21 protein-coding genes are annotated in these 22,683 nt (G+C 38.3%); 14 read left to right on the forward strand and 7 right to left on the reverse strand.

All coding sequences use genetic code 11. The features are described 5' to 3' along the window. Nucleotides 1-44: 44 nt before the first annotated feature. From G504_RS0114695 to G504_RS0114710, 4 genes are all read right to left on the reverse strand, one after another. Nucleotides 45-1,202: a methionine aminotransferase gene (locus G504_RS0114695; protein ID WP_019670955.1), complete on the reverse strand. Its 1,158-nt coding sequence runs from the start codon at nt 1,200-1,202 to the stop codon at nt 45-47. Between the two features lie 104 nt (nt 1,203-1,306). After that, nucleotides 1,307-2,053: a succinate dehydrogenase/fumarate reductase iron-sulfur subunit gene (locus tag G504_RS0114700; protein WP_019670956.1), complete on the reverse strand. Its 747-nt coding sequence runs from the start codon at nt 2,051-2,053 to the stop codon at nt 1,307-1,309. Nucleotides 2,054-2,059: 6 nt separating this feature from the next. Continuing rightward, on the reverse strand, nt 2,060-4,063 hold the full coding sequence (locus tag G504_RS0114705) for a fumarate reductase/succinate dehydrogenase flavoprotein subunit (protein WP_019670957.1): 2,004 nt from the start codon (nt 4,061-4,063) through the stop codon (nt 2,060-2,062). A gap of 2 nt (nt 4,064-4,065) precedes the next feature. Beyond that, on the reverse strand, nt 4,066-4,734 hold the full coding sequence (locus tag G504_RS0114710; RefSeq protein WP_019670958.1) for a succinate dehydrogenase cytochrome b subunit: 669 nt from the start codon (nt 4,732-4,734) through the stop codon (nt 4,066-4,068). 477 nt (nt 4,735-5,211) lie between these two features. Here G504_RS0114710 and G504_RS0114715 point away from each other — a divergent pair, with 477 nt between their 5' ends. Continuing rightward, on the forward strand, nt 5,212-6,504 hold the full coding sequence (locus tag G504_RS0114715) for an aminopeptidase P family protein (RefSeq protein WP_019670959.1): 1,293 nt from the start codon (nt 5,212-5,214) through the stop codon (nt 6,502-6,504). 48 nt (nt 6,505-6,552) lie between these two features. Here G504_RS0114715 and brnQ read toward each other — a convergent pair whose 3' ends face one another. After that, entirely contained in the window at nt 6,553-7,842 is a 1,290-nt protein-coding gene (gene brnQ, locus G504_RS0114720; protein ID WP_019670960.1) for a branched-chain amino acid transport system II carrier protein, read from the reverse strand. 265 nt (nt 7,843-8,107) lie between these two features. Here brnQ and G504_RS19530 point away from each other — a divergent pair, with 265 nt between their 5' ends. After that, nucleotides 8,108-8,332 carry a hypothetical protein gene (locus tag G504_RS19530; protein ID WP_083930783.1) on the forward strand — a complete coding sequence of 75 codons (225 nt, stop codon included), beginning with the start codon at nt 8,108-8,110 and terminating at the stop codon, nt 8,330-8,332. On the opposite strand, the gene thiL is transcribed toward G504_RS19530, so the two are convergent. Next, nucleotides 8,333-9,382 (reverse strand): thiamine-phosphate kinase, encoded by a 1,050-nt coding sequence (gene thiL / locus G504_RS0114730; RefSeq protein WP_026348605.1) that lies wholly within the window; start codon nt 9,380-9,382, stop codon nt 8,333-8,335. It abuts the gene before it with no gap. A 70-nt stretch (nt 9,383-9,452) separates the two neighbouring features. On the opposite strand from thiL, the gene G504_RS0114735 reads away from it, so the two are divergent. The 12 genes from G504_RS0114735 to G504_RS0114790 all read left to right on the forward strand — a co-directional run bounded on the left by G504_RS0114735 (nt 9,453) and on the right by G504_RS0114790 (nt 20,706). After that, the gene (locus tag G504_RS0114735; protein WP_019670963.1) at nt 9,453-10,688 is read left to right on the forward strand and encodes a choice-of-anchor B family protein; all 1,236 of its coding nucleotides are present in this window, start codon (nt 9,453-9,455) and stop codon (nt 10,686-10,688) included. A 7-nt stretch (nt 10,689-10,695) separates the two neighbouring features. Beyond that, nucleotides 10,696-12,042: a hypothetical protein gene (locus G504_RS0114740; RefSeq protein ID WP_019670964.1), complete on the forward strand. Its 1,347-nt coding sequence runs from the start codon at nt 10,696-10,698 to the stop codon at nt 12,040-12,042. 203 nt (nt 12,043-12,245) lie between these two features. Beyond that, nucleotides 12,246-12,575, forward strand: coding sequence for a HesB/IscA family protein (locus G504_RS0114745; RefSeq protein WP_019670965.1), 330 nt, complete (start codon nt 12,246-12,248; stop codon nt 12,573-12,575). 32 nt (nt 12,576-12,607) lie between these two features. Further along, on the forward strand, nt 12,608-14,053 hold the full coding sequence (gene sufB, locus G504_RS0114750; protein WP_019670966.1) for a Fe-S cluster assembly protein SufB: 1,446 nt from the start codon (nt 12,608-12,610) through the stop codon (nt 14,051-14,053). 5 nt (nt 14,054-14,058) lie between these two features. After that, nucleotides 14,059-14,934 carry an N-acyl homoserine lactonase family protein gene (locus G504_RS0114755; RefSeq protein WP_019670967.1) on the forward strand — a complete coding sequence of 292 codons (876 nt, stop codon included), beginning with the start codon at nt 14,059-14,061 and terminating at the stop codon, nt 14,932-14,934. Between the two features lie 8 nt (nt 14,935-14,942). Next, nucleotides 14,943-15,695 (forward strand): Fe-S cluster assembly ATPase SufC, encoded by a 753-nt coding sequence (sufC, locus tag G504_RS0114760; RefSeq protein WP_019670968.1) that lies wholly within the window; start codon nt 14,943-14,945, stop codon nt 15,693-15,695. Nucleotides 15,696-15,765: 70 nt separating this feature from the next. Continuing rightward, nucleotides 15,766-17,082, forward strand: a complete 1,317-nt coding sequence (sufD, locus tag G504_RS0114765) for a Fe-S cluster assembly protein SufD (protein ID WP_019670969.1) — start codon at nt 15,766-15,768, stop codon at nt 17,080-17,082. A 32-nt stretch (nt 17,083-17,114) separates the two neighbouring features. Next, nucleotides 17,115-18,341, forward strand: a complete 1,227-nt coding sequence (locus tag G504_RS0114770; RefSeq protein WP_019670970.1) for an aminotransferase class V-fold PLP-dependent enzyme — start codon at nt 17,115-17,117, stop codon at nt 18,339-18,341. A 74-nt stretch (nt 18,342-18,415) separates the two neighbouring features. Beyond that, nucleotides 18,416-18,838, forward strand: coding sequence for a SufE family protein (locus G504_RS0114775; RefSeq protein ID WP_019670971.1), 423 nt, complete (start codon nt 18,416-18,418; stop codon nt 18,836-18,838). An 18-nt stretch (nt 18,839-18,856) separates the two neighbouring features. Beyond that, on the forward strand, nt 18,857-19,183 hold the full coding sequence (locus tag G504_RS0114780; RefSeq protein WP_019670972.1) for a DUF59 domain-containing protein: 327 nt from the start codon (nt 18,857-18,859) through the stop codon (nt 19,181-19,183). A 27-nt stretch (nt 19,184-19,210) separates the two neighbouring features. Then, nucleotides 19,211-19,714, forward strand: a complete 504-nt coding sequence (locus G504_RS0114785; RefSeq protein WP_019670973.1) for a DUF2480 family protein — start codon at nt 19,211-19,213, stop codon at nt 19,712-19,714. A 65-nt stretch (nt 19,715-19,779) separates the two neighbouring features. Further along, on the forward strand, nt 19,780-20,706 hold the full coding sequence (locus tag G504_RS0114790) for a DUF3078 domain-containing protein (protein WP_019670974.1): 927 nt from the start codon (nt 19,780-19,782) through the stop codon (nt 20,704-20,706). 754 nt (nt 20,707-21,460) lie between these two features. Here G504_RS0114790 and hflX read toward each other — a convergent pair. Further along, a complete protein-coding gene (gene hflX, locus G504_RS0114795) occupies nt 21,461-22,672 on the reverse strand; it encodes a GTPase HflX (RefSeq protein ID WP_019670975.1) in 1,212 nt (403 codons plus the stop codon). Nucleotides 22,673-22,683: the final 11 nt, after the last annotated feature.

Below are 22,683 nucleotides of genomic sequence, written 5' to 3' on the forward strand. Positions count from 1 at the left end.
GAAGAATGACAAAATGAACAGCCAGGGATTATTGAAAAAATCAGCTAGATTGCAGATATAATTTCAGCCGATTCTAAGATCGTTTCAGGAGTCTTTGCAAAACAAATCCGAATCTGTTTATTATCTACCAGGTCTTTATTAAAAACCGAAATGGGGATAGTAGCAATACCGAATTCTTTGGTAAGTCTTTCTGTAAAAGCAATATCACTTTCATCGCTGATTTCTGAAAAATCCAAAAGTTGAAAATAAGTACCCCGGGTAGGTGTAAATTTGAATCTGGAATCTTGGATTGCGTTTAAGAATAAATCACGTTTTTGCTGGTAAAACGGACCCAAATCCAAATAGTGGGCAGGTTGCTTCAAATATTCGGCCAGTGCTCTCTGGAACGGATGATTAACGCAAAACACATTGAATTCATGAATTTTCTGAAATTCTTTCATAAGTTCTGCTGGTGCTGCGCAATAACCCATTTTCCATCCCGTTGCATGAAAAGTTTTTCCAAATGAGGCACAAACAAAGCTTCTTGATGCCAGATCCGGGTATTTTGAAGCACTCTCGTGAGTGTGCTTATCAAATACTATATGCTCATAAACTTCATCACTTAACAATATTATATCGGTGCCTTTTAGGCAACTTTGAAGCATTAACATATCAGAACTGGAAAATACCATCCCACTTGGGTTATGTGGTGTATTAATAATTACCATCCTGGTTTTTTTATTCAGATGTGCCTTAAACTCATCCCAATCTATTGTATAATCCTTTTCGTTTAACTGAATTAGCACCGGAATACCGCCATTTGCTTTAATAGCAGGTTCATAGCAATCATAGGCTGGTTTGAGAACTATTACTTCGTCATTTGGCCAAACCATTGCCGAAATAGCAGTAAAAATGGCTTGTGTTGCTCCTACTGTAACCGTTATTTCAGACTGTGGATGGTAATTGGCGCCATATAAAAGGGAAATCTTTTCGGCAATTACCTCTTTGAGAGTATATATGCCACCCAATGGGGCATATTGATTATGCCCGTCCCTCATTGCTTTTGCAACCAATTCTATAAGAACAGGATCCGGATCAAAATTGGGAAAACCCTGTGAAATGTTAATGGCGTTATACTCCTTTGCGAGCAGACTCATTGTAGTAAATATGGATTCGGGTAGCTTTGGCAACTTGGAATTAATGTTTTGTGCAGATGATTTCATAGCATTTTAGTTATAGTAAAAATAGCAAAAAAGACACAGGGAAATTCCAAATAAAAATCCCGGATAATGTTATCCGGGATTTCAGAAATATGAACATTTTTCTTTTAGCCCTTTAAGGAGGCGCTTAAATATTCTCTATTCATTCTCGCAATATTCTCCAAAGAAATACCCTTTGGACATTCTATCTCACAGGCACCTGTATTAGTACAATTTCCGAATCCTTCCAGATCCATCTGTCTTACCATATTTTGTACGCGCTCTGCTGCTTCGACACGTCCCTGCGGTAATAATGCAAACTGGGATACTTTGGCTGAAGTAAACAACATGGCGCTGGCATTTTTACACGCCGCTACGCATGCTCCGCAACCAATACATGCAGCCGCATTAAATGCCTTATCCGCATTCACTTTTGGTATAGGAATGTTATTTGCGTCAGCAGTGCGGCCTGAAGTGTTCACAGAAATAAAACCACCGGCCTGTTGAATGCGTTCAAAAGCATTTCTATCTACAATCAAATCTTTTATTACCGGGAAGGCTTTGGCCCTGAAAGGTTCAATTACAATGGTGTCACCATCTTTAAAGCTACGCATATGCAGTTGGCAGGCGGTAATAAGCCTGTCGGGACCGTGCGGGCGACCATTAATTTGAAGTGAACAAGTGCCGCAAATACCTTCGCGGCAATCATGATCAAATTCTACAGGAACCTCGCCCTTTGCAATTAGATCTTCGTTTAATATGTCCAGCATTTCAAGGAAGGACATATCACCTTCAATACCATCCAGAGTATAGTCTACCATTTTTCCTTTGGAGGAAGCATCTTTTTGACGCCATATTTTAAGATAAATCTTCATAGCTTATTATTTATAGGAACGCGTCTTTACTTCAATGTTTTCATAAATTAAATTCTCTTTATGCAATTTGGCGTCTTTTGGCTCTCCTTTATATTCCCATGCCGACACAAATTTGAAATTCTTGTCATCACGCAACGCCTCCCCTTCAGGGGTTTGATATTCTTCTCTGAAGTGACCTCCACAAGACTCATTACGTTCTAAGGCATCCATGGCAAAAAGTTCTCCAATCTCAAGGAAATCTGCTACACGACCTGCTTTTTCCAGTTCCTGATTTTTGTCATCTGCCGCTCCCGGGATTTTTACATTCTCCCAAAAATCTTTTCTCAAGGCTGCAATTTCTTTAATAGCTTCCTTTAATCCTTTTTCATTACGAGACATACCACAGTTATTCCACATGATTTTGCCCAATTTTTTGTGATAATAATCAACAGAATTGGTTCCGTTTGCAGACATTAACCTATTAATCCTATCCAAAACATCCTTCTCAGCCCTATCAAATTCTTCGGAATCGGTGGGGATAGGCCCGGTGCGGATATCATCGGCTAAGAAATCACCTATGGTGTACGGCAGCACAAAGTAACCATCTGCCAATCCTTGCATTAAAGCGGATGCTCCAAGCCTGTTTGCTCCATGGTCACTAAAATTAGCCTCGCCTGCTGCATAACATCCTGGAATTGTTGTCTGCAAATTGTAGTCGACCCAAAGCCCTCCCATGGTATAATGTACCGCAGGATATATCATCATTGGGGTTTTATATGGATTTTCATCCACAATTTTTTCATACATCTGGAACAGGTTGCCATATTTGGCTTCCACGACCTCTTCCCCAAGTTTTCTAATATGGGCATCATCGGCATTTTTTAGACCAGATGTGAGTGCTTTTTCATTCCCATATCGCATGATGGCCGCATCAAAATCGAGATATACAGCCTCTCCGGTTTTATTTACACCGTATCCGGCATCACAGCGTTCTTTAGCCGCCCTTGAGGCTACATCCCGCGGCACCAGATTTCCAAATGCGGGGTATCTGCGTTCTAAATAGTAATCCCTGTCTTCTTCTTTTAATTGTGTTGGCTTTAACTTTCCTTCACGTATGGCCTTGGCATCGTCTAAATTTTTAGGCACCCATATACGTCCGTCGTTCCTGAGAGACTCAGACATTAGAGTAAGTTTGGACTGATGATCTCCTGAAACCGGGATACAGGTAGGGTGTATTTGTGTATAACAAGGGTTTGCAAAAAAAGCTCCTCTTCGATGTGCCCGCCAGGCAGCCATGACATTGGCTCCCATACAATAGGTAGAAAGGAAAAATAAATTACCATATCCTCCTGAAGCTATAACAACCGCATGAGCAGAGTGACGCTCAATTTCTCCTGTAATGAGATTTCTTGCTATTATTCCTCTGGCTTTGCCATCAACTAGCACCAAATCAAGCATTTCATGCCTTGTATAGGACTTAATCTTTCCCCGATGTATTTGCCGGTTCATTGCTGCATAGGCACCCAATAAAAGTTGTTGCCCTGTTTGCCCTTTGGCATAAAAAGTCCTCGAAACAAGAACACCACCGAAAGAACGGTTATCTAAAAGACCGCCATAATCACGAGCGAATGGAACTCCCTGGGAAACACATTGATCAATAATATTTCCGGAAACTTCTGCCAGTCGATAAACGTTAGCCTCGCGAGATCTGTAATCCCCTCCCTTTATGGTGTCATAAAATAATCTGTAATCACTGTCACCATCACCCTGATAATTTTTAGAGGCATTTATTCCTCCCTGAGCAGCTATGGAATGTGCCCTTCTGGGTGAATCCTGATAACAAAAGGTTTTAACATTGTAGCCTAATTCTGCCAGGGAAGCGGCAGCAGAACCGCCGGCAAGCCCTGTGCCCACGACTATAATGTCAATATTCCTTTTATTGGCGGGGTTTACTAAATCTATTTCATTTTTATGTTTTGTCCATTTCTCAGCCAATGGCCCTGATGGAATTTTTGAATCAAGAATGCCCATAATTAATGAGTTATAGGGTTAAGATGATGATATATTGCAATAAAGACAAATACCAAAGGAATTACAATAGCATAGATTTTGGTAAATGATTTAATAGATGGGGTGTATTTATTGTTTAAACCCATACTTTGAAAAGATGAGGCAAAGCCATGCCATAAATGAAGGCTGAGCAATCCGAAGGAAATCACATAAAGGATAGTTCTCCAGACAGGCGCAAATTTCTCTACGGTTTCGGTATAATAACGCGCAGGGTCTTCAGGATTAACCTCGATATATTTGTAGGTCATTTCATGAATCCAAAAGTCATAGAAGTGCAAACCAAGAAAGGCAAGCACAACAAGGCCCGTTATTATCATATTTCTTGAAACCCACGGAGCGTTTGCAGCTCCCTTGTATTTAGTGTATTTAATTGTGCGCGCCTGCATATTTTGAAACTCAAGAACTATTCCCATAACAAAATGGACAATAACACCAATTATCAAAACAGGTTGCATAATGTATTGCACTAATCCATTATAGCCCATAAAATGGGACCATTGGTTAAAAGTGTCGGGAGAAATTACGGAGGTTAAATTAATGGTTACATGAAGTGCCAAAAACAATACCAAAAAAAGACCCGAAAGTGCCATCACCACCTTCCGGGCTATGGACGATTTAATCAGTGAACTCATTAGTTATAGTTTAGGGGACCAAATTTAAGTCAAGAGCTAATCATTAACAAATTTCAGGGCCTAATAGAATGGTATTTAGATCGATTTTAAGCAAATACTAAAAGGGATATAAACTTTTATAGATGAAACCCTGAAAGCAATTAAGCCAATACCAAAATAGAGGAAGATTCCTAACAGGGGAATTTGAATCTATCTGTTTTTAAGCAGCAGGGCTTTTTCAATTTTCGTACCAGTACAGATTGGCATCCAAAAAAACAGGAAAATAAAATTTGTAACAGATTTAATTTCATGGAAATGAAAACGGAGATTAGAGTCTGAAAATATTAATTTGAGATGTTGCAGACAAAAACATACTCATAGGCTTCGGTTTGTTTAATTGTTAAGCATTGAGTTATTCGAGTTTTACTGCTTTTTAAAATGAGTTCTTGTTTGAAGTGATAGGGCTTATGCTTATTTTTGAGGAAAGTACTTCCTTTTATGAAATATGAACAAATAAACAACGGGCTGTTTAAAAAAAATCGGGCAAAATTTACGGCACAAATGAAGCCGAAGAGCATTGCGATTTTTAATTCCAATGATATCTATCCAATTAGCGCAGACAGCACTATGCCATTTCAACAACACAGAGATATTTTGTACCTGAGTGGGGTAGACCAGGAGGAATCTATCCTTTTGCTATTCCCGGATGCCATTGATGAAAAAAACAGGGAGATATTGTTTGTAAGGGAAACAAACGAACACATTGCCATTTGGGAAGGAGCGAAGTTAGATAAGGAACAGGCAACTGCCGTTTCCGGAATAGAATCTGTGCATTGGCTAACAGATTTTGACAAGGTATTTTTTGGGCTGATGACCGAAGCCGAGTGTATTTATTTTAACACCAACGAACATTACAGGCAGTCCGTAGAGACCCAAACCAGAGAAGATCGTTTTATTATAAAATGCAAAAAAGATTTTCCAGCCCATAGTTGGGCGAAGAGCAATCCAATTTTGCAACAGATCAGAGGTGTAAAAGAAGCAGAGGAGATTAAGCTCATCCAACATGCCTGCGATATTACTGAAAAGGGATTTCGTCGGGTATTAAAATTCCTGAAACCCGGTATTTGGGAATATGAACTGGAAGCAGAATTCCTGCACGAATTTATTAGAAACCGTTCAAGAGGATTCGCTTATACCCCAATAATTGCATCCGGGAACAACGCTAACGTTTTACACTATATAGAAAATAACAATCAATGTAAAGATGGCGACTTAATCCTGATGGACGTAGGAGCGGAATATGCCAATTATTCAAGTGATATGACCCGGACTATTCCGGTAAACGGCAAATTTACTAAAAGGCAGCGTCAGGTATATGAAGCTGTTCTTCGCGTTAAAAATGAAGCTACAAATATGTTGGTGCCAGGCACCTTATGGGCAGATTATCATGTAGAGGTTGGGAAAGTAATGACTTCGGAACTACTCGGTTTAGGTTTACTTGATAAAGCGGATGTAAAGAATGAAGATAAGGACTGGCCCGCTTATAAAAAATATTTTATGCACGGCACGAGTCACCATATGGGATTAGACACACATGATTATGGAGAATTAAAAACACCAATGAAACCGAATATGGTGTATACAGTAGAGCCGGGAATTTATATTCCGGATGAGAAAATGGGTATTCGGCTTGAAGATGATGTGGTTATCATGGATAAGGGATCTCCATTCAATCTAATGCGTGATATCCCAATTGAAATTGATGAGATAGAAGACCTTATGAATAATTAATTGACATCCATTTCAGGATTGAACTTTAAGGCCCTGTTATTAACTGTACTAAAGTCCCGAAGCTGTAGGAATATCTCCTTTACCAATATTCGCTACAATAAAAACGACTAAAGCCGGTAATACCCAGCCCATACTTAAATTACTAAAGGGAATCCACCTTGTAATGGCCTCTATAGAACTGCTCAGGCCAATACTTCCTAAAAAATCAGGAATACTAAAAAGGATAGTAGTTAAAACAACGGTCCTGAAAACCCTTGAAGAACCAAATTTTTCCGGAATCACATTAAGTAGGATTAGTACTATGGTAATTGGATAAATAAACATAAGAATCGGCAAGGCAATAGCTATTATGTAATCTGCATTAAACTGCCCCATTAGTACTCCGAGGAAACAGCTCACTACAGCAGTAACCAAATAGGCTTTGTTTGATTTTGGAAAACGTGATTTCACAAAATCTGCAGTTCCCGCAACAATTCCCACGGCCGTTGTAAAACAAGCCAGGCTTACTAATATTCCCAGGAATAAGTTAGCCGTAGATCCTAAAGTAATTTTACTGATTCCGATGATAAGTGAGGTACGTGAAATAGCCAGGTCAAATTCCCCCTGCAAAAGAGCCCCCGTAAAAATTAATCCGGAATAAATCATTACTAAACCGAATCCTGCCAGCCATCCCGCCCTCCCAAGTAAAGCTTTTTTTTGTTCATATGAAGCTTCTTTATTCTTAAGGTTAATAGAAGTTATAATGACCCCGCCCACAACAATCGCTCCTATAGCATCAAAGGTTTGATAACCTTCCAGAATTCCTGCCGTCATTGGATTGATGAAAGAGTTTGTGCCAAAATCGATCGGGAAGGAAAACAAAGCGATACCCATAATTGCCAAAAGGATTAGTATAATGCCTGGCGTTAAATACTTGCCTACTATGTCCAAAATTTTTGTACGGTTCAATACAAAAATGAAAACTAAAACAAAATAAACGATGCTTGTGCTTAAAGTAGAATTATGAAGCAAAGGCGCTATGCCTATTTCGTGGGTAACAGAAGCTGTTCTCGGGGAAGGTAAAGAAATTGCAACCCCATAAATCGTGAAGCAATAAATTAAACTGAATAAAGGTGAAACTTTAGAAGCAAAATCAAACATTGTCCCCTGTAGTTTTGCATGACCTAGAATGCCAAATATTGGGATTAAAACTGCAGAAATAGCAAAACCAAGAGCGACCAACCACCAAAGTTCCCCTGCCTTAAATCCAAGTTGAGGTGGTAAAATAAGATTTCCTGCGCCAAAGAAAAGAGAGAAAAGAGCAAAAGCAGTTACAAGCGTTTCTTTTTTTCTTACCATAATATTAATTATGGAGTGAAAGATAAATGAAAAAAAGACTAATTCTTAAACAAAATACATCCTCTTAAACTAACATTTTGTCGTAAAAAGATACATTCATCGAAAAAAACATAAAATTTATAGGCCTTACTCAATAAAATGCAAGTTAGATGCGTTCTGAATTTAAGTTATTTGAAATTGTAGTCTCAATAACTTTTACTGAAAGATTATTAATGCATATTAAGGATACCCAAAACCCTACCAATGCAGACCTAAAACCTACATTATGAAAAAAATATTTTGCAATATTTTTGGCCACCATTATTCCGTATCCAAGAAAGTGACTTTGCACATAAAGGAGTATAAGTGTGTTCACTGTGGCAAGGAAGTCACAACAGACGTAAGCGGTAACCTTTCCGTTTTAACCCCTGAACTTCAGGAGATCAATGAAACATTAGAAGATTTGTACCAAAAAAGACATAGGACTACCCATACGCAACAGGTAGCTTAATTATGCTTTGGCAAATGAATTCCAACCCTGAGCGGTAAGAGGAATTTTAGAATTATTCCTGGAAATTAAGTGTGCGCCTTCATTCTTTTCTGTTATGTGCCCCACAACAGTAAAGTTAGGATTGCCCTTCAATTCCGGGAATTTTTTTTGATCAATTGTGAACAGTAATTCATAATCTTCACCCCCGCTCAAAGCAACTAAAGTGCTATCCAGTTTAAACTCTTCGCATGCTGAAATTACAGTTGGATCTAAAGGGATTTTATCTTCATAAAGATTACAACCAACTTCACTCTGCTTGCACAAATGAAGAATTTCAGAAGAAAGCCCATCACTAATATCAATCATGGAAGTAGGCTGAATCCCGAGCTTTTTTAATAATTCCACAATATCTTTTCTGGCCTCAGGTTTTAATTGGCGCTCAATGATATAACTGTAAGTGGAAAGATCCGGCTGATTGTTTGGGTTTACCTTGAATACCTCCTTTTCACGCTTTAATACCTGCAAACCCATATAGGCAGCTCCCAGGTCGCCACTAACCACCAGGAGATCATTTGGTTTTGCCTTACTCCTGTACACTATGTCTTCTTTCGGTGCCTGTCCCATGGCAGTGATGCTTATTATCATTCCTTTGGTAGATGAGCTGGTATCTCCTCCAACCAAATCTATTTTATAAAGCTCACAGGCCAGGGCAATACCTTTATAGAATTCTTCCAAAGCTTCCAGGGGAAAACGATTGGAGACTGCAACAGACACCGTAATCTGGGTAGCTGTCGCATTCATTGCGTAAATGTCAGACAGATTAGCCATTACAGCTTTGTAACCAAGATGTTTTAAAGGCATATAGCTAAGATCAAAATGTATCCCTTCAATCAATAAATCTGTTGAGACTATCGCCTTTTTCTTATTAAAGTCAATCACGGCCGCATCATCACCAATACCCTTAATAGTAGATTTATGATGCAATTTAAAGTCCTTGGTAAGGTGCTCTATTAAGCCGAATTCACCCAGCTGTTCCAAGGAAGTTTTCTCCTGGTTCTTATCTTCAAACATTGTACAAAAATAAGCGGATGAGATTAAAATATTATCTTTACAGGGAAAAAGAATTATTAATTTTTGCCCCATGAACAAAACACTCCTGCTGATTTTTGGCCTGTACTTTCTTTTTAGTTGCTCCGGCAGTGATGACTCTTCCGTTAATGATGACCCCGAAAACATTATTGAAAATCCACAAACAGGATTTTTTCCTTGTCAGGATGGAATGGCAGGAGTATATCCCTGCAATGGCTATGATCTTTTGGGACAAATGAGCCTGGCTTCATTTAGCGCTTCTTCAGGAAATGATATCTGGGGGTGGACAGACAGCACAACAGGTAATGAATATGCATTGGTTGGTTTGAATAATGGAACCGCCTTTGTAGACATAACCGATTCAGAAAAGATGATTTATCTGGGGAAATTGCCAACGGCAACGGAATCAAGTTCCTGGAGGGATATTAAAGTGTATCAGGACCATGCATTTATTGTATCGGAAGCCGGCGGCCATGGAATGCAGGTTTTTGATTTAACCAAATTGAGGAATGTATCCAACCCTCCCGTGACCTTTAGTGCAGATTCTCGCTATACAGGCTTTGGCAGTGCTCATAATATTGTTATCAATGAAGTTAGTGGATACGCTTACGCTGTTGGCACTGCAAGAAATGACTTATACAATGGAGGGGCTCATTTTATTAATATACAGGAGCCTAAAAACCCAATCGCTGCAGGTGGCTATGGCGCAAACGGTTATTCTCATGATGCCCAAGTGGTTACCTACAATGGTCCTGATGCGGATTATATTGGGCAGGAGATTTTTATAGGGGCAAATGAAAACCAGGTAGCTATTGTAAATGTTACGGATAAAACTAACCCCCTGCAGATCAGCAGTTTTCAATATGCCAATATTGGATACACCCATCAGGGATGGTTTTCAGAAGATCAACGCTATTTTATTTTAGGAGATGAAACCGATGAGCTGACCTTTGGTTTTGATTCACGCACCCTGGTCTTTGATCTTTCGGACCTTGACAACCCGGAGCTGTTCACAACTTATTCAGGTGAAACGGCAGCTATTGATCATAACGGCTATGTTAAAGGAGAGGATTTTTATCTCGCAAATTATACTGCAGGCGTTCGAATCCTCGATATTTCAGGAATTGATGGACAGACTATTGATGAAAAAGGTTTTTTTGATACATATCCCGCAAATAATACAGCTGCTTTTGAAGGGGTATGGAGTGTCTACCCATATTTTGAAAGTGAAAAAATCATTGTGAATGACATCAATTCTGGTCTTTTTGTAATCAAAAACTCAAATTAAAATAACTGTGAAAAGCTTTTATACCTCGGTTATTGCCTTATTGCTGTTTTCATGTTCAGATGATGATACGGCAATCCCCGGCAATGCCTATCAAGATGCCGTTTTTTTAGGTGAGATTGAATGGGTAAAGGGTTTTGGTGGTTCAGACGAGGAAACTGCGCAATCCGTTATACGCACAAGTGATGGGGGCTATGCGATTCTTGGATATTCAAAAAGTACGGACGGCGATCTCGCCGCAAAATCCACACCTGTAAATGATTATTGGGTTTTGAAGCTAGACGAGGACGGGAATCTCCTTTGGAATAAAACGTATGGCGGCACCAAAGATGACAGGGGGCAGTCCATTATCCAGACCTCAGATGGCGGCTATGCCGTTACGGGATACGCTATGAGTGATGATGGAGACGGCAGCAGCAATCAGGGATTTCATGATAACTGGATTTTGAAACTTGATGAATCCGGGGCTATTGAATGGGAAAAAAGTTTTGGTTTTTCCGGACACGATCATTCATATGATTTAGTACAAACAGCTGACGGAGGGTTTTTCTTCGCTGGATTTTTAGATATTACTGCCGCTCTTGACGATGGCACATATTACAAGGGCAATTTTCTTACCAGACATGGTGTGGGGGAATTTTGGGGCACCAAAATAGATGCCAATGGTAATTTGGAATGGAGGAGTTATTATGGAGGCACCAACAATGACAGGGCCCATGCGGTTATTGAAGCGGACGATGGAGGCTTTGTAATGGCCGGGTTTTCGGAAAGTGATGATTATGATATTTCGAATACTAAAGGCAGCTACGATTTTTGGGTAATTAAATTAACAGCTACAGGTGAGTTGTTTTGGGAGCGTTCCTTTGGTGGTTCAGGAATAGAAATCGCTTATGATATTGCCAAAACTGATGATGGAGCATATGTAGTTGCCGGAAACACTTTTAGCACAGATAAGGATATTTCACTAAATCATGGTGAATCTGATATATGGCTTGTAAAAATAGATGATAATGGCAATCTATTATGGGAGAAGACTTTTGGGGGCTCTCAATTCGATGCGGCCCAAGCAGTATGTACCGCAAAAGACGGAGGTTTTATCATAACCGGGAATACAAAAAGTACTGATGGGAATGCCGAAGAAAATAAAGGAGAAAACGATATTTGGTTAATAAAAACGGACTCCGAAGGAAATCTGCTATGGCAGGGATCTTATGGAGGATCAAATCTGGATTATGGTTTTGATGCGGTTGAGAATGAAGATAAAAGCATTCTTCTTGTTGGTGAAAGTACTAGTAATGACTTCCCGGACCTCATAAATAAAGGGCTTTCAGACGTATTGATCATAAAGATCAAATAATACTTATCAATTAATGACAAACTGTGAAAAGCCCTTATTTTGGGCCATCCAATTTTGCCCGCCCCTTCCTTATAGTTCTGATAAGTCCCAATAGATAACCTCTATTGTTTTATACGTTATAATAATGTTACTAATTGTGGTAAAACCCCAACTATACCCTATATTTGTAAACTATTTAGAATAAAACCAAATAAGGATATAAAATGATCAAAGTTTCTGAAACAGCAAAACAGCGGGTCACCTTGCTTATGACTGAGGAAGGTTTTGATGCCGAAAAGGATTTTGTTAGGGTTGGTGTAAAAAGCGGCGGTTGCAGCGGATTGTCATATGAATTAAAATTTGACAATAAAGTTGATGAGACTGATAAGGTTTTTGAAGATAACGCTGTGCGCATTATTGTAGACAAGAAGAGTTTTCTCTACCTGGTTGGCACAACTCTGGAGTATTCCGGGGGCCTGAATGGTAAGGGATTTGTTTTTAATAATCCTAACGCGCAGCGCACATGTGGCTGTGGTGAGAGTTTTTCATTATAAAATATAGGATACCCTTAAGGGTTTAAAAGCGTATGGCGTATACTGAAGAAGAATTAAAAAAAGAACTGGAAACCAAAGAATATGAATATGGTTTCTACACCGATATTGAGTCTGATACTTTTCCCAAAGGTTTAAACGAGGAAATTGTAATCGCTATTTCCAAAAAAAAGGAAGAACCGGAATGGATGACTTCATGGCGACTTGAAGCTTTTCGATCATGGAAGGAAATGATTGAACCCGAATGGGCCAATATAAACTACAAAAAACCAGATTTTCAGAATATTTCATACTATTCTGCTCCTAATAAAAAACCTAAATACGATAGTTTAGACGAGGTGGATCCAGAATTATTGGATACGTTTAAAAAATTGGGGATTTCTTTGGATGAACAAAAAAAGCTGGCAGGAGTAGCAGTTGATATTGTAATGGATTCAGTTTCCGTTGCAACTACATTCAAAAAAACACTTGCAGAAAAAGGGATAATTTTTTGTTCTATCTCTGAAGCTATCAAAGAACATCCCGAATTGGTTAAAAAACATCTTGGGACTGTTGTGCCTCAAAAGGATAATTTCTATGCGGCATTAAATTCTGCGGTATTCTCCGACGGATCGTTCTGTTATATCCCTAAAGGAGTCAGATGTCCAATGGAATTGTCAACTTATTTCCGTATAAATCAGGCTGGTACCGGACAATTTGAACGTACACTTGTAGTTGCAGATGAAGGCAGTTATGTAAGTTATCTGGAAGGCTGCACGGCTCCTTCGAGAGATGAAAACCAATTACATGCTGCTGTGGTAGAACTTATTGCTTTGGATAATGCTGAAATTAAATATTCCACGGTTCAAAACTGGTTCCCGGGCGATAAAGAAGGTAAAGGCGGAGTTTACAATTTTGTTACGAAAAGGGGGCTATGTGAAAAAAACGCTAAGATTTCGTGGACACAGGTTGAAACCGGTTCGGCTATTACATGGAAGTACCCGTCCTGCATTTTAAAAGGGGATAACTCTATTGGTGAATTTTACTCAATAGCCGTGACAAATAATTTTCAGCAGGCTGATACCGGGACGAAAATGATCCACCTGGGTAAAAACACAAAAAGCACAATTATTTCAAAAGGCATTTCTGCCGGGAAGTCACAAAATAGCTACAGAGGTTTGGTGCAAGTGAACAGCAGGGCCAAGAATGCCAGGAATTTTTCACAATGTGATTCCTTGTTGATGGGAAATGACTGCGGAGCACATACCTTTCCGTATATAGAAGTGAAGAATAAAACAGCGCAGATTGAGCATGAGGCTACAACAAGTAAAATTGGGGAAGATCAGATTTTTTATTGCAATCAGCGGGGCATAGAAACGGAAAAAGCCATTGCCCTTATCGTAAACGGTTTTAGCAAGGAAGTACTTAACAAACTTCCTATGGAATTTGCTGTTGAAGCACAAAAACTATTAGAAATAAGCCTTGAAGGATCAGTAGGTTAAGTACTATGAAAAAGTATATAACATTATTGGTAATTTTTTCACTCTTTGCCTGTAAAGAAGTAAAAAAGGAAGTTGTATCTGCATCAGAGATTAAAGAAATTAACTCCAGACCAGAAGTTAAACTCTATACTTTTGATGGTGGTAAAGTAGTGGTAAATACATTAGGACTGTTTGCTCAGGATGAGACTTATAAAGGACAAAGCAAAGAATTTGCCGACGCATTTTATGTGATTAAACATCCAAAAGGGAACATAATGTGGGATGCAGGACTTCCCGAATCACTGGTTGGACTTCCCGAACCATATACTTCACCTGACGGTGCATTTACTGTTTCCCGAAAGGATTCGGTATTAAATCAATTAAAACAAATTGGGATGACGCCGGATGATTTTCAATACATATCTCTTTCCCATACTCATTTTGATCATAGCGGACATGCCAACCTATTTAAGAATTCAACATGGCTTGTACAGAAGGAGGAGTATGATTTTGTAACCGGGAAAGAGTTGAAAGAATCGAATCCGGATATGTATAACGCAATTAAGGATTTAAAAAAGATTAAAAAAATTGATGGAGATTTTGATGTATTTAATGACGGGACGGTCATTTTAAAATATATGCCGGGACATACCCCGGGGCATCAGGTTTTATTTCTTGATTTAAAAGAACACGGGCCTTTGCTTTTATCCGGAGATCTTTATCATTTTTATGAAAACAGGGAGTATAAGAGAATCCCAATTTTTAATTATGATGTCTCCCAAACCAGGGAGAGCATGAAAAATTTTGAAGCTTTTGCAGATGAAAAAAAGGCAAAGGTATATTTGCAGCATCAAAAAGATGATTTTAACAAAATGCCAAAAGCACCTCAATATCTAAACTAAATCAGAGTATGTTAAAAGTAAATAATTTGTACGCCGGTGTAGAAGGAAATGAAATATTAAACGGAATAAACCTGGAAGTCAATGCAGGTGAAGTACATGCTATTATGGGCCCTAATGGTTCAGGAAAAAGCACGCTTGCCTCCGTTATAGCTGGAAAGGAAGAATTTGAAATTACCGAAGGTAGTATTGAATTCGATGGTGAAAACCTGGAAGAAACTTCCCCTGAGGAAAGAGCGCATAAGGGAATTTTTCTTTCGTTTCAGTACCCGGTTGAGATACCCGGGGTTTCAGTGACCAATTTTATGAAAACGGCAATAAATGAATCGAGGAAAGCCCGGGGTTTTGAGGACATGCCGGCTAATCAGATGCTGAAACTTATCCGCGAGAAATCCGAATTGCTCGAAATAGACAGAAAATTTCTGTCACGTTCCTTAAATGAAGGATTTTCAGGTGGTGAAAAAAAGCGAAATGAAATTTTTCAAATGGCCATGCTGGAACCAAAACTCGCAATTTTGGATGAAACAGATTCCGGCCTGGACATTGATGCTTTGCGAATAGTAGCCAATGGGGTTAATAAACTCAGAAGTAAAGACAACGCTATACTGGTTATTACGCATTATCAGCGCTTGCTGGAATATATTGTTCCGGATTTTGTACATGTCTTACACGAGGGTAAAATCGTAAAATCAGGAACTAAGGAATTAGCGCTTGAATTGGAAGAAAAAGGTTATGATTGGTTAAAAAATGAATCGGTTGTTTAGAGATACTGTTCAATTTTTAAATTATTAAATGCGGGTATTATTATTTTGACAATAAAAAGAAAACAAAATTATGGATTTAAAGGATAAACTGGTTTCTTCTTTCCTGGCATTTGAAAACAATGTAGACGTAGATCATCCGGTTCATGATATACGCTCGGAAGCAATTAAAAACTTTGAACTCAAAGGTTTTCCCGATAAAAAACAAGAAGCCTGGAAGTACACTTCCTTGAACGCATTAAAGAAAATAGATTTCAGCATCTTTCCAAAACATATAGATGCATTGGAATACAAAGATGTAAAGCGATATTTTCTGCATGAGATAGATACCTATAAAATTGTATTTATTGATGGGGTGTACAGTTCATTCCTGTCTGAAACTACACATGACGGTGTGGATATTTGCCTTATGAGCGCGGCTTTGAGCAAGCCAATGTATAAACAGATAATAGATGTTTATTTTAATAAAGTAGCCTCAAAGGAAGAATCGCTTACCACATTAAATACAGCATTTAGCAAAGAAGGCGCCTATATTTATATTCCTAAAAATAAAATACCCAAAAAGCCTATAGAAATATTACATTTTGCAACAGGTAATGAGGCTACGTTGTTACTGCAACCCCGCAACTTAATTATTGCGGAAGAAAATGCGGAACTTCAGATAATTGAGCGGCATCAAAGTCTTACTTCAAATGAGATATTGACAAATTCGGTTACCGAGATTTTTGCGGCAAAGAATGCTATTGTAGACTATTACAAAGTTCAAAATGATCTTAAAAATGCTTCCTTAATAGATAACACCTACATTTCTCAAAAGGGCAATAGCACGGTGAAGGTCCACACTTTTTCCTTTGGAGGAAAATTAACCAGGAATAATCTTAATTATTACCAAAATGGGGAATATATTGATTCTACCATGAAAGGGGTAACAATACTAGGTGAAAAACAACATGTAGACCATCATACTCTGGTACATCACAGGGAACCTAATTGTGAGAGTCACCAGGATTATAAAGGAATTTATGGGGAAAAGTCTGTTGGAGTATTCAATGGTAAAATCATAGTGGATAAGATTGCTCAAAAGACCAATGCTTTTCAACAGAATAATAATATTTTGATTAGCGACAAGGCAACAATAAATACCAAACCGCAATTGGAGATCTTTGCAGATGATGTTAAGTGTTCTCACGGTTGCACCATTGGACAATTGGATGAAGAGGCCTTATTTTATCTGCAAACCAGGGGAATACCAAAAAAAGAAGCTGCAGCCCTGTTAATGTATGCATTTGCAAATAATGTGTTGGAAAGTGTTCGGATTCCTGAATTGAAAATGAGAATTAATAAGCTTATTGCTAATAAACTGGGTGTTCAACTGGGATTTGATCTTTAATAATTTCTTGATCGGAAAGGGATACTGGTCTTATGATTACAACTAAATTGGATATAGAAACTATTCGTGAGGACTTTCCTATTCTTAAAAGGAAAGTTAACGGATATCCTTTGGTTTATCTGGATAATGCTGCTACCTCACAGACCCCAAAACAAGTCATAAATACAATTGTAGATTATTATTCCCGATATAATGCAAATATCCACAGGGGGGTTCATAGTTTATCTCAGGAGGCTACTGATTCTTACGAAAACGCCCGTATAAAAATTCAAAAACATATAAATGCTGTTCAACCATATGAAATAATCTTTACTTCAGGTACAACAGACAGTATTAACCTTGTGGCAAATGGCTTTACATCTTTTTTAAAAAAGGGCGATGAGTTATTGGTATCTGCTATGGAACATCACTCCAATATAGTTCCATGGCAAATGTTATGTGAACGAACAGGGGCAGTTTTAAAAGTAATTCCAATGAATCATGAGGGAGAACTCCTAACAGAGGATTATGCTAAATTGCTTTCGAAGAAAACTAAATTGGTAGTTTGTAATCATGTTTCAAATGCACTGGGCACAATAAATCCAATAGAACGGATCATTTCCTTGGCACATGAAGTTGATGCTGCTGTTTTAATTGACGGAGCTCAGGCTGCACCTCATATTAAAATTGATGTTCAGGAGCTGAATGTAGATTTTTATACAGTTTCTGCGCATAAGATTTGTGGGCCAACAGGTGTAGGGATTTTATATGGAAAGGAAGAATGGCTGACAAAATTACCACCCTATCAGGGAGGGGGAGAGATGATAGCAGAGGTTACGTTTGAAAAAACGACCTATGCCGATTTACCACACAAGTTTGAGGCAGGAACTCCAAATATATCTGGCGGGATTGCTTTCGGGGCAGCGATTGATTACATGAATTCTTTGGGTTATGATGCCATTGCAAGCTATGAAAAAGAGCTCCTTGAATATGCTACTGAAAAACTTATGGCAATCCAGGGGCTAAAAATATATGGAACTTCCCAACATAAAACATCGGTGATTTCTTTTAATGTCGAAGGGATTCACCCTTATGATATAGGGACGATCCTCGATAAATTAGGAATTGCGGTCAGGACCGGGCATCATTGTGCGCAACCGGTTATGGATTATTTCAATATACCGGGAACAATTAGGGCGAGTTTTAGCTTTTATAACACCAAAGATGAAGCAGACATTCTTGTAGAAGGCGTAAAAAAAGCCGTACAGATGTTGAGCTAAATACAGCTTGTTATCATTTTCCCAAACTATTGAAAAGCACTGATACTTATCGTATTTTCGCTGAAAATGTTTTTATGAGTATTGAAGAAATTCAAAATGAAATTGTAGAAGAGTTTTCCATGTTTGATGACTGGATGCAGCGGTATGAATATATGATTGAGCTGGGAAAATCACTTCCTTTAATAGAAGAGCAATATAAAACGGAAGATAATATAATTAAAGGTTGTCAGAGCAAGGTATGGGTGCATGCGGAGTTGGAGGGGGACAAGCTGGTTTTTACAGCCGATAGCGATGCCATTATTACTAAAGGAATTATTGCTATTTTAATTAGAGCTTTTAGCAATCAAAAACCAAAAGATATTATTGAAGCAAATACGGATTTCATTGATAAAATAGGACTTAAGGATCATTTATCTCCTACCAGGGCCAATGGCCTGGTTAGTATGATAAAGCAATTGAAATTGTATGCTATTGCGTACCAAACACAATTGAATTAAATAATTAATTTGTGAGACATGAGTGAAACAGCTATTAATACGCAGGAACTGGGAGAGAAAATAGTAACTGTTCTCAAGACGATTTATGACCCTGAGATTCCTGTAGATATTTACGAACTAGGCTTAATCTATGATGTTTTTGTTAATGAAGACAAGGATGTGAAAATATTGATGACGCTAACCTCACCAAATTGCCCGGTGGCTGAAACCCTGCCGGTTGAGGTTGAAGAAAAGGTAAAATCTCTTGACCTTGTTAAAGGTGCAGAAGTTGAAATTACCTTCGATCCACCGTGGACACAAGATCTAATGAGTGAAGAAGCCAAACTGGAATTGGGTCTTCTTTAATGTATTGCTTTAGAACACCTCTCAAATATGTCTGAAATAGTAAATCGCGTAGCCCAAAGTAAGCTGGTGACCCTGGATTTAGAAGAATTCTATCCTAAGGGGACCAGGCTACAAATTGACATAAAGGACTGGCTATTTCAGGGACTTATACTAAAAGAGAAGGATTTTAGAAACCAAATCTCAGAACATAATTGGGCACAGTATGAAGATGCGTATGTTGCTTTATATTGCTCCACAGAGGCTATAATTCCGGGATGGGCGTACATGCTAATCTCTACAAAACTGCAACCACATGCAAAGAAAGTAGTCCTGGGTTCTCTGGAAGATTTGGAGACCATCCTTTTTCAGGAGATAATTGAAAAAATGAATGTCTCCGATTTTAAAGACAAACCTGTAATAATAAAGGGATGTACTAATAAACCAATCCCTCCAAACGCCTATCTTTGGGCAACTATTAAACTTCAACCGGTGGCAAAAAGTATAATGTATGGGGAAGCCTGTTCTTCAGTTCCTTTGTTTAAGAGGAAATAAATGCATTTTGTTGATTTTTTAACAATCCTTACATTTGCCGCTCTTAACACAAAACACTAAGCATTATGAAAAGATTAGTTTTAATATTGGCTCTTATAGCTACGGGTTACAATTCTTTTGCTCAGACTGAAGAAGAATTAAAGGCCGCCATGGCAAATAAAAAGGATTCTATTGATGCCCTTCAGGGGCGGGTAGATGCTATCCAGGATCAGATTGATGCTTTGCCGGGTTGGAAAGTTGGGGCTTTCGGAACGATAGGCGGGAGTTTTTCCGGTTTTAATAATTGGTATGCGCAGGAGACCCCAAATAACTCAGCAGGTACAATTGGTTTTACGGTTAATGGTTTTGCCAATAGGGATGAAAGCAAATACTTTTGGAGGAATGCCTTAACTCTGAATCTTAACTGGGTAAAATTTGATGATAAAGACGATCCTGATGATCAAAATGGCTTTAGGCAGGCGACGGATGTCTTTAATATATCAACATTATATGGTCGAAAGCTAAGCGAAAAATTTGCTTTATCCGGCCTTGCGGAATACAGAACTACCATTTTAAGTAACTTTAATGATCCTGGTTATCTGGATCTTGGTGTTGGTGCAACCTGGACTCCGGTTAAAGACCTCTTTGTGGTGATCCATCCATTGAACTACAACTTTGTTTTTAGTAGTGGAGATACAATTTTCGAATCCTCTTTTGGTGCAAAAATCGTAGCCGATTACAGTAAGGAATTAGGACCCATTAACTTTAAAACAAACTTGTCTTTATTCGCAAGTTATGAGAGTTCTGATTTGTCTAACTGGACCTGGACTAACTCCTTTAGTTATACTTTATGGAAAAAAATAGGGATAGGGTTTGATTTTGGCCTGAGAGATAATAAACAAGAGGCCCTTAACTATGCAATTAATACCTTGGGAGACCCAAATGCAACTTTTGATAGTATTGATAACGATCTTCAGACGTATTATACCTTAGGGTTAAGCTATAAATTTTAATAGCCAGGAAGGTTTACAACTAAAAAACCCCGCACTGAAGTGCGGGGTTTTTTAGTTAAGCAGGCGGGTAAAATTTGATTTATTGATTTGTATTATGGTTAAGATACGATTTGGGGAATCGAATACTTAAAATTAAGTTCAGGGTTAGATTTGGGGTTGAACACTATCACTTAATTACGATGTAAAGATATGTCGGCAAGCAATTCGATCATAAAATATGTTGTGAATCCAGCGCTTAATGTTGTGAAAAATATGAGTGGTTTAATTATCGGGATGAAATACATAGTCCTATTTATAATTTTCCGTATAATTCCATTAATTAAATTCTCCGGACATGTCTTTTTTGAATTTATTGGTTATCCGGGGAACGGATCATATTGTAAATTTCAATAAAAAAGCCTCAACATTTTTGTTGAGGCTTTTTAAGAAAAGTAGGTTTGTAAAACTTGGTTTATTAATCTAATTCTTTGGTTAAGTGCCGATTTGGGATCTGTCGTCCCAATTAAAACTGGGATGAATAACACTTAAATTAAGTAATGCTTTGATTTGGGGTTAAACACTATCACTTAAATACAATGTAAATGTAGTACGGTTCCTTGTAACCTCTAAATTATTGTTGTGAAGTGGAGTTTTAATGTTGTGAAAAATATGAAGTGTACAAGTTGTCGGTTGAATGACCTTTCAACTTTGATTTATGCGGGAATAATTTACCCGAAGTTTCCAATATTCATTCAAAAAGGGCAATAAAATTTAATTAATATTCATCCAGATGTTCCGGATAAAGAAAATTGTTGTACGGGAATCTTGAAATATGGATTTCCCTGACTGCGTCATATACTTTTTTACGAAACTCATCCAGATTCTCTTTCTTCAGGGCGGAAATAAACAGGACATTATCACCTAACTTCTGCATCCAGGTCTGTTTCCATTCATCAATTGTAAAGTGCTTTGAAGTCCTTTCGGTCATTAGATCATCTTCTTCCAAAATTTCATGGGTATAGAGATCAATTTTATTAAAGACCATTATTGTTTTCTTATCAGCAGATCCAATCTCGTTCAATATTTGATTTACTGAACTAATATGATCCTCAAAATTCGGGTGTGAAATATCTACAATGTGGAGCAGTAAATCGGCTTCTCTGACTTCATCCAAGGTGCTTTTAAAACTCTCAACCAATTGCGTAGGCAATTTACGTATGAAGCCAACGGTATCTGTGAGTAAAAAAGGCAAATTACCCAGTACGACCTTTCTGACAGTCGTGTCTAAAGTCGCAAATAATTTGTCCTCAGCAAAAACCTGACTTTTGCTGATTACGTTCATAAGTGTAGATTTACCAACATTTGTGTATCCTACAAGGGCTACTCTTACCAGGGCTCCCCTATTTCCCCGTTGGGTACCCATTTGGCGATCTATCTTAGTCAATTTCTTTTTAAGCAGAGCTATTCTGTCCCGGACTATCCGGCGGTCCGTTTCAATTTCAGTCTCTCCCGGACCTCTCATCCCAATCCCTCCTCTTTGTCTTTCCAGGTGTGTCCATAAACCTGTCAGGCGCGGTAATAAATATTCATATTGTGCAAGCTCTACCTGTGTGCGGGCATAGCTGGTTTTGGCTCTTTGTGCAAAAATATCCAGGATCAACCCGGTTCTGTCCAGTATTTTGCAACGAAGTATCTTCTCAATATTACGTTGCTGAACGGCCGAAAGTTCATCGTCAAATATGACAGAACCTATTTCGTTTTCATCTACGTAAGACGCTATTTCCTGAATTTTGCCACTGCCAATATATGTTTTGGGGTTTGGCAAATCTACGCGTTGTACAAAACGCTTCATTACCTGTCCACCGGCGGTGTAGGTAAGAAATTCAAGTTCATCAAGATATTCCTTTACCTTCTCTTCATTCTGCGTTTTATTAATAACACCAACCAGAACTGCTTTCTCATATTCAATATTCTGCTTCTCTAACATCTGACTAATTA

It is taken from the genome of Eudoraea adriatica DSM 19308 (assembly GCF_000382125.1).
Lineage (GTDB): Bacteria > Bacteroidota > Bacteroidia > Flavobacteriales > Flavobacteriaceae > Eudoraea > Eudoraea adriatica.

What these genes read in the sequence shown, in the direction of transcription:
- sufB (WP_019670966.1), top strand. Translation starts at nt 12,608, where the DNA reads ATGGCGTATACTGAAGAAGAATTAAAAAAAGAACTGGAAACCAAAGAA.
- sufD (WP_019670969.1), top strand. Translation starts at nt 15,766, where the DNA reads ATGGATTTAAAGGATAAACTGGTTTCTTCTTTCCTGGCATTTGAAAAC.
- G504_RS0114710 (WP_019670958.1), bottom strand. Translation starts at nt 4,734, where the DNA reads ATGAGTTCACTGATTAAATCGTCCATAGCCCGGAAGGTGGTGATGGCA.
- thiL (WP_026348605.1), bottom strand. Translation starts at nt 9,382, where the DNA reads ATGTTTGAAGATAAGAACCAGGAGAAAACTTCCTTGGAACAGCTGGGT.
- G504_RS0114770 (WP_019670970.1), top strand. Translation starts at nt 17,115, where the DNA reads ATGATTACAACTAAATTGGATATAGAAACTATTCGTGAGGACTTTCCT.
- G504_RS0114715 (WP_019670959.1), top strand. Translation starts at nt 5,212, where the DNA reads ATGAAATATGAACAAATAAACAACGGGCTGTTTAAAAAAAATCGGGCA.
- G504_RS0114705 (WP_019670957.1), bottom strand. Translation starts at nt 4,063, where the DNA reads ATGGGCATTCTTGATTCAAAAATTCCATCAGGGCCATTGGCTGAGAAA.
- G504_RS19530 (WP_083930783.1), top strand. Translation starts at nt 8,108, where the DNA reads ATGAAAAAAATATTTTGCAATATTTTTGGCCACCATTATTCCGTATCC.
- brnQ (WP_019670960.1), bottom strand. Translation starts at nt 7,842, where the DNA reads ATGGTAAGAAAAAAAGAAACGCTTGTAACTGCTTTTGCTCTTTTCTCT.
- G504_RS0114695 (WP_019670955.1), bottom strand. Translation starts at nt 1,202, where the DNA reads ATGAAATCATCTGCACAAAACATTAATTCCAAGTTGCCAAAGCTACCC.
- G504_RS0114745 (WP_019670965.1), top strand. Translation starts at nt 12,246, where the DNA reads ATGATCAAAGTTTCTGAAACAGCAAAACAGCGGGTCACCTTGCTTATG.
- sufC (WP_019670968.1), top strand. Translation starts at nt 14,943, where the DNA reads ATGTTAAAAGTAAATAATTTGTACGCCGGTGTAGAAGGAAATGAAATA.
- G504_RS0114790 (WP_019670974.1), top strand. Translation starts at nt 19,780, where the DNA reads ATGAAAAGATTAGTTTTAATATTGGCTCTTATAGCTACGGGTTACAAT.
- G504_RS0114780 (WP_019670972.1), top strand. Translation starts at nt 18,857, where the DNA reads ATGAGTGAAACAGCTATTAATACGCAGGAACTGGGAGAGAAAATAGTA.
- G504_RS0114700 (WP_019670956.1), bottom strand. Translation starts at nt 2,053, where the DNA reads ATGAAGATTTATCTTAAAATATGGCGTCAAAAAGATGCTTCCTCCAAA.
- G504_RS0114755 (WP_019670967.1), top strand. Translation starts at nt 14,059, where the DNA reads ATGAAAAAGTATATAACATTATTGGTAATTTTTTCACTCTTTGCCTGT.
- hflX (WP_019670975.1), bottom strand. Translation starts at nt 22,672, where the DNA reads ATGTTAGAGAAGCAGAATATTGAATATGAGAAAGCAGTTCTGGTTGGT.
- G504_RS0114735 (WP_019670963.1), top strand. Translation starts at nt 9,453, where the DNA reads ATGAACAAAACACTCCTGCTGATTTTTGGCCTGTACTTTCTTTTTAGT.
- G504_RS0114775 (WP_019670971.1), top strand. Translation starts at nt 18,416, where the DNA reads ATGAGTATTGAAGAAATTCAAAATGAAATTGTAGAAGAGTTTTCCATG.
- G504_RS0114785 (WP_019670973.1), top strand. Translation starts at nt 19,211, where the DNA reads ATGTCTGAAATAGTAAATCGCGTAGCCCAAAGTAAGCTGGTGACCCTG.